The organism is Terriglobales bacterium, assembly GCA_035937135.1.
Classification (GTDB): Bacteria; Acidobacteriota; Terriglobia; order Terriglobales; family Acidobacteriaceae; genus DASYVL01.
Map to the genome: position 1 here is coordinate 1 of DASYVL010000115.1, position 5,646 is coordinate 5,646.

Sequence of the window (5,646 nt, forward strand, 5' to 3'; positions counted from 1 at the left end):
CGAAGATGGTGTCGATACGAGTGGTGAAGACGGGGATGGCCGAGCCCGCGGGCCCGGCCGCGCCCTCAAGCTGGAACTCCACGGTGGCGCCTTCGCTGCGCCCGATCCAGTTGCGCTGCATCACGCGCACCTTCTCCGGCCAGTCTGAGAGCGTCACGATGCCCGCAAGCAGCTCCTCGGCATACTGCGTGGTGCGCAGGAACCACTGCTCCAGTTCGCGCTGCTCTACCTTGGTCTGTTCGTGCCGCCAGCAGCAACCGTCCACCACCTGCTCGTTGGCCAGCACGGTGGCGCACTCCGGGCACCAGTTCACCCGGCTCTTTTTCCGGTAGGCCAGGCCGCGCTCATAAAACTTGAGGAAGAACCACTGGTTCCAGCGGTAGTACTCGGGCAGGCAGCTTGCGACCTCGGTGGACCAGTCGTAGGCGAAGCCCAGGCGCTTCATCTGCGCCTTCATGTGCGCGATGTTGTTCAGGGTCCACTGACGGGGGTGGACGCGGGCTTTGATGGCGGCGTTCTCGGCGGGCAGGCCGAAGGCGTCCCAGCCCATGGGGTGGAGGACGTTGTAGCCGCGCATCCACATCTGCCGCGCCAGGGCGTCGCCGATGGAATAGTTGCGCACGTGCCCCATGTGCAGCACTCCCGAGGGATAGGGCAGCATCTCCAGCACGTAGTACTTCTTGCGGGCAGAGGTGGAGGGCTCGGCGGCGTAGAGGTTGGGATCCGCCGCCCAGCGCGCCGCCCACTTCTCCTCGATGGGCTGCGGGTCGTAGCGCTCTGGCTTCGCTTCCCCCTCCGGCTTTGTCTTCTCTTCTGCCATCACTCAGACTTTACCCGACCTTTGCCCTTTTCTCTCTGCGTCTCGGTGTTTTGGCGGCCTTCTCTTCTACCAGGCTTCTCAACACCTCCACGTTGCGGCGGTCGTCGCCGAGCTGGTCGATGGGCGTCTCGGCGATGAAGGCGGCGTGGGCGAGGCGCGGATCGTTCAGCAGGCGGCGGAAGGGCGCGGCGCCGATGGTTCCCTCCCCGATGTGCTGGTGGCGGTCAAGACGTGAGCCGCGCTCGGCCTTGGCGTCGTTGCAGTGCCACACGGCCACATTCTTCAAGCCGATGGTCGCGTCTGCAAGGCGCAGCGTCTGCTCCAGCCCTTCGCGGGTCACGATGTCGTAGCCGGCGACGTGGGTGTGGCAGGTATCCAGGCAGGCGGCCACCGAGAGCACGCTCCGCAGCCGCTCGACGACTTCTGCCACGTGCTCGAAAGAGCCGCCGAGGGAATGCTCGGCGCCGGCGGTGTTCTCAATGAGCAGGGTCAAGCCAGTTGGGTCAAGACCATCCACGGCGAGGGCGGCGCCTTGCGCCAGGCGCTCGAGCCCTTCCTCCCTGCTCGAGCCGCGGAACGACCCGGGATGCAGCACCAGGAACTCCGCTCCCAGGGCCAGGGCGCGCTCCACCTCGCCCCGGAAGGCATCCACCGACTTCTGGTAGAAGCCGGGGTTCGCGCCCGCCAGGTTGATGAGGTAGTTGCAATGGATGACGAGTGGCGACAGGTCGTGCTTGGCGCGCAGGCGGCGCATCTCCGCGCACTGGGCTTCGGAGAGCCGCCAGGGCTGCCACTGACGAGGGCTGGAGGAGAATATCTGGAATGTGCTGCAGCCCAGGCGGTAGGCGCGCTCGGCCGCCGTCTCCGCGCCTCCTGAGGTCGAGGTGTGGATGCCGATGCGGCGCCCAGCGGGCGGCCGCGCGGCGGGCGCGGGCATCGTGTCGAGATCCTGTTCCTGGGCGATGGAGCGCGGCATAAAAGCTAGTTGTCAGTGAGAACGCTGCTTCGAATATGCCTACCGGAAGTTTCGATTCTAGCATGCGATAATTCCGCACTCGGCCGCGTGCCTGCGGCCATCGAGGAGGGACTCGTGAACTTTCCGCGCCCATTCATCGTTCTGCCCGCTATTGCCGGTCTCGCCGCGTTCGCCTCAGGTGACAAGGCCCCGGTCCGCCGCTACATCGACCCCCGGTCGGCCTCCGCGGATGTGGACAAGCCTCCTTTCTCCGGGGCCGTTCTGGTGAACGACACACTCTATCTCTCTGGCGACATCGGTCTCGAGCCCGGCAACAAGGTTCCCAAGGTGCCCCAGGACGCCGCCACGGAGGCGCGTCTTCTGATGGAATCCTGCGAGAGACGGCTCGCCACCGCGGGCATGACCATGGACGACCTGGTCTACGTCACCGTCTACTCCAGCGACGTCAGCGATTTCGCCGTCTTCAACACTGAGTACCGCAAGCACTTTCATCACGAGTTTCCCGCGCGGGCTTACATCGGCGCCGGCAAGCTCCTGTTCGGGGCGCGGTGGGAGATGCAAGGGATCGCCATCCGCCGCCAGCCCTGACCGCGGCATAAGAACAGTAGTCAGTCGCCAGTAGTCAGTAGTCAAAAAGATCGCTGCTTCGAACAAAAATGCCGAAACGTTCACCTCTAGCACACGGAACATCCGGCCCCGCGGCGCTTTGCCTCTCTGTGCCCGCACCAGTTACACTGTTGTTCCCGAGGTAACGCGATGCTGATCGTGATGCAGGCGCACGCCACCGAAGAGCAGGTGCGGGCGGTGTGTGAGCGCATCGAGTCGCTGGGCTACCGCGCGCATTCCATCCCCGGCGCGCAGCGCACCGCCATCGGCGTCACCGGCAACCAGGGCGAAGTCGAAACCGGCGGCCTGGAGGAGATGCCGGGGGTCGGCGAAGTCATCCGCGTCACCAAGCCCTACAAGCTGGTGAGCCGCGACCTGAAGGACGACGACACCGTCGTGCGCTTTCCAGGCAGCTCCGCCACCATCGGCGGGCGCGACCTAGCCGTGATGGCCGGACCCTGCGCCATCGAGAGCCGCGAACAGGCGCTGGCCGTCGCCGAGCGCGTGCAGCACACCGGGGCGCAATTCTTTCGCGGCGGCGCTTACAAGCCCCGCACCTCGCCCTACTCCTTCCAGGGACTGGGCGAAGAGGGCCTGAAGATCATGGCGGAGGTGCGGGAGCGCTTCGGCCTGCTCATCGTGACCGAAGCGGTGGACAACGAGTCGCTGGACCTGGTGGAGAAGTACGCGGACATCATCCAGATCGGCGCCCGCAACATGCAGAACTTCTCCCTGCTCAAGCGCGCGGGGCGCGCCAAAAAGCCGGTGCTGCTGAAGCGCGGCATGTCGGCGACGCTGGAGGAGTTCCTGATGGCCGCCGAGTACATCATGAGCGAAGGCAACTACGATGTGGTGCTGTGCGAGCGCGGCATCCGCACCTTCGCCGACCACACTCGCAACACCCTGGACCTGAGCGTGGTGCCGGCGGTGGACCGCCTGAGCCATCTGCCCATCTTGGTGGATCCGAGCCACGGCACCGGCAAGCGCAACAAGGTCCTGCCCATGTCGCGGGCGGCGGTGGCCGCGGGCGCCGACGGCTTGCTGGTAGAGGTCCATAACGATCCCGACCGCGCGCTTTCCGACGGCATGCAGTCGCTCTTCCCCGACCAGTTCGACGAACTGATGGCCGAGGTCCGCCAGATCGCCGCGGTCTTGCACCGTAACGTACCCGTGGCCGCCGCCTCGCGCACGCAGCCGGCCGCTACCCGCTAACTTTGAAACTGCGCTCCGCTTCCGCCGCCTTGCTGGCCGGCGCCCTGCTGGCCGCGCTCTCTGCCTGCCGCCAGGAAAGCCTGCCGGACTACCCGCCCGCATATCGCGAGTACGCCTACGTCACCAACGGCAAGAGCGACAGCGTCACGGTGGTGGACCTGCTCAACTTCAAGGTGGAGAAGACCCTGGCGGTCGGACGCAATCCCACCGGCGTGGCCGCCAATCCAAAGAAGAACGAGATTTACGTGGCGAATTCGGGGTCGAACAACGTCAGCGTGATCGATGCCGAGAGCAACACCGTGGTGGCCACGTTGGGTGTGCACGGAGTGCCGTTCTTTATTGACATCTCCGCCGACGGCCGCCGCGCCGTGGTGGCGAATTCCGCCTCCAACAATGTGTCCGTACTCGATCTCGACCACCGCGTGGTGGTGGCGACCATAGCGGTGGGGTCCCAGCCGGGCCTGGCGCGCATCTCTCCGGACGGGAAGACGATCGTGGTCTCCAACCGCAGCGACAACTCGGTCTCGCTCATTGACGCCGAGAAGCCCACCCTGCGGGCTACCCTGCCCGCCTGCGGCGCGCCCGAGGACATCGTCATCCTGCCGGATTCGAGCAAGGCGTTTGTGGCCTGCGCCGGCACGGGCCAGGTGGCGGCCATCGACCTCAAGAGCGACAAGATGCTGGCGCTGCTCGACGTGGGCAAGACGCCCATCCACCTGGCGCTCAAGCCCGACGGCGGCGAGCTCATCGTCACTAACTTCGATTCCAACAGCATCTCTATCATCGAGACCACGGCCAATGAGGTGGGCGGCACCTTCCTCATCGGCAACCACCCGACGCGCTGCGCCATCAGCCTGGACGGCACCCTCGCCTACGTCACCAACTTCGAGGACAATACCTTGGCTGTGTTCAGCCTGGACACCCGCAGGCTGGTGACCGTGCTGCACGTGGGCGACGGCCCCGACGCCCTCGCTCTCTCTCCCACGGAAGAGTTCCTCCTGACGGTGGACGCGCGCGCCGGCGACGTGGCCCTGGTGCGCCGCTTCCAGCGCAAGGGCAATCCCGTGTGGGCGCTTATCACCATGATCCCGGTTGGCACCCAGCCCAACCAGATCGCGGTCAAGAACTTCATGCTGAAGAAGCCGCCGGTGAAGTAGCCTTGTCTTTACATCCCGAGCGAAGCGAGGGAACCCTACCCTGGCAAGAAGACGGGGGAGAGGTAGGACTTCCTCGGCCTTCGGCTTCGGAATGTAAAGACACACCAGCGCGACTCGCTGGTATCCTGACCCCGTGGACATTCAGGAAAACGTACCGCTGGCGCCGCTGACCACCTTCCAAGTGGGCGGCTCCGCGCGCTACTTCGTGGAGGCACAGTCGGAGCCGGACGTGCGGGCCGCGGTGGAGCAGGCCCGCTCGCGCAGCCTGCCGCTGTTCGTGTTGGGCGGAGGCAGCAACCTGGTGGTCGCCGATGCCGGCTTCCCCGGCCTAGTGCTGAGGATGGGCCTGACGAGTGTCAAGGAGCACCGCCAGAAGGGCAAGGTGACCTTCGACGTCGGCGCGGGCGAGGATTGGGACTCGTTCGTGGCGCGCGCGGTGGCCGGTGAGTGCGCCGGCATCGAGTGCCTGAGCGGCATCCCGGGGACGGTAGGCGGGACGCCGGTGCAGAACGTCGGCGCCTACGGCCAGGAGGTGAAAGACACCATCACCTCGGTGCGCGTGCTCGAGCTGGGGAGCGGCGAGGTGAAGGAACTCTCAAACGCCGAGTGCGGCTTCCGATACCGCAGCACCATGTTCAACACCACGGCGCGGGGGCGCTACATCGTCCTGCGCGTGACCTTCACGCTCGTCTCCCCAGGCAAGCCGCACCTCGCGTACGCCGATCTGAAGAACTACTTTGCCGGGCGGAAGGACCCGCCCACGCTCTCCGAGACGCGCGAGGCGGTGCGCCGCATCCGGCTGAGCAAGGCCATGCTCATCGTCCCCGGTGACGACGACTCCCGCAGCGCCGGGTCCTTCTTCAAGAACCCCGTCG

The 5,646-nt window shown here is 66.0% G+C and carries 6 protein-coding genes; 4 read left to right on the top strand and 2 right to left on the bottom strand.

The window, feature by feature from the left end:
* The coding region (locus tag VGQ94_06930; GenBank protein HEV2022248.1) for a class I tRNA ligase family protein at positions 1-820 on the bottom strand (820 nt) is incomplete at its 3' end.
* Positions 821-830: 10 nt separating this feature from the next.
* Positions 831-1,796, bottom strand: a complete 966-nt coding sequence (locus VGQ94_06935) for a deoxyribonuclease IV (GenBank protein HEV2022249.1) — start codon at positions 1,794-1,796, stop codon at positions 831-833.
* Positions 1,797-1,910: 114 nt separating this feature from the next.
* Between VGQ94_06935 and VGQ94_06940 the strand changes: the two genes are divergently transcribed.
* From VGQ94_06940 to VGQ94_06955, 4 genes are all read left to right on the top strand, one after another.
* Entirely contained in the window at positions 1,911-2,384 is a 474-nt protein-coding gene (locus tag VGQ94_06940) for a RidA family protein (GenBank protein HEV2022250.1), read from the top strand.
* Positions 2,385-2,552: 168 nt separating this feature from the next.
* Positions 2,553-3,614: a 3-deoxy-7-phosphoheptulonate synthase gene (gene aroF / locus VGQ94_06945; GenBank protein HEV2022251.1), complete on the top strand. Its 1,062-nt coding sequence runs from the start codon at positions 2,553-2,555 to the stop codon at positions 3,612-3,614.
* 2 nt (positions 3,615-3,616) lie between these two features.
* Positions 3,617-4,771: a YncE family protein gene (locus VGQ94_06950; protein ID HEV2022252.1), complete on the top strand. Its 1,155-nt coding sequence runs from the start codon at positions 3,617-3,619 to the stop codon at positions 4,769-4,771.
* Positions 4,772-4,904: 133 nt separating this feature from the next.
* A partial coding sequence (locus VGQ94_06955) for a UDP-N-acetylmuramate dehydrogenase (protein ID HEV2022253.1) occupies positions 4,905-5,646 on the top strand: 742 nt, incomplete at its 3' end.

Bases quoted from the DNA above. Each gene is read 5' to 3' on its own strand.
- aroF (HEV2022251.1), top strand. From the start codon at position 2,553: ATGCTGATCGTGATGCAGGCGCACGCCACCGAAGAGCAGGTGCGGGCG.
- VGQ94_06935 (HEV2022249.1), bottom strand. From the start codon at position 1,796: ATGCCGCGCTCCATCGCCCAGGAACAGGATCTCGACACGATGCCCGCG.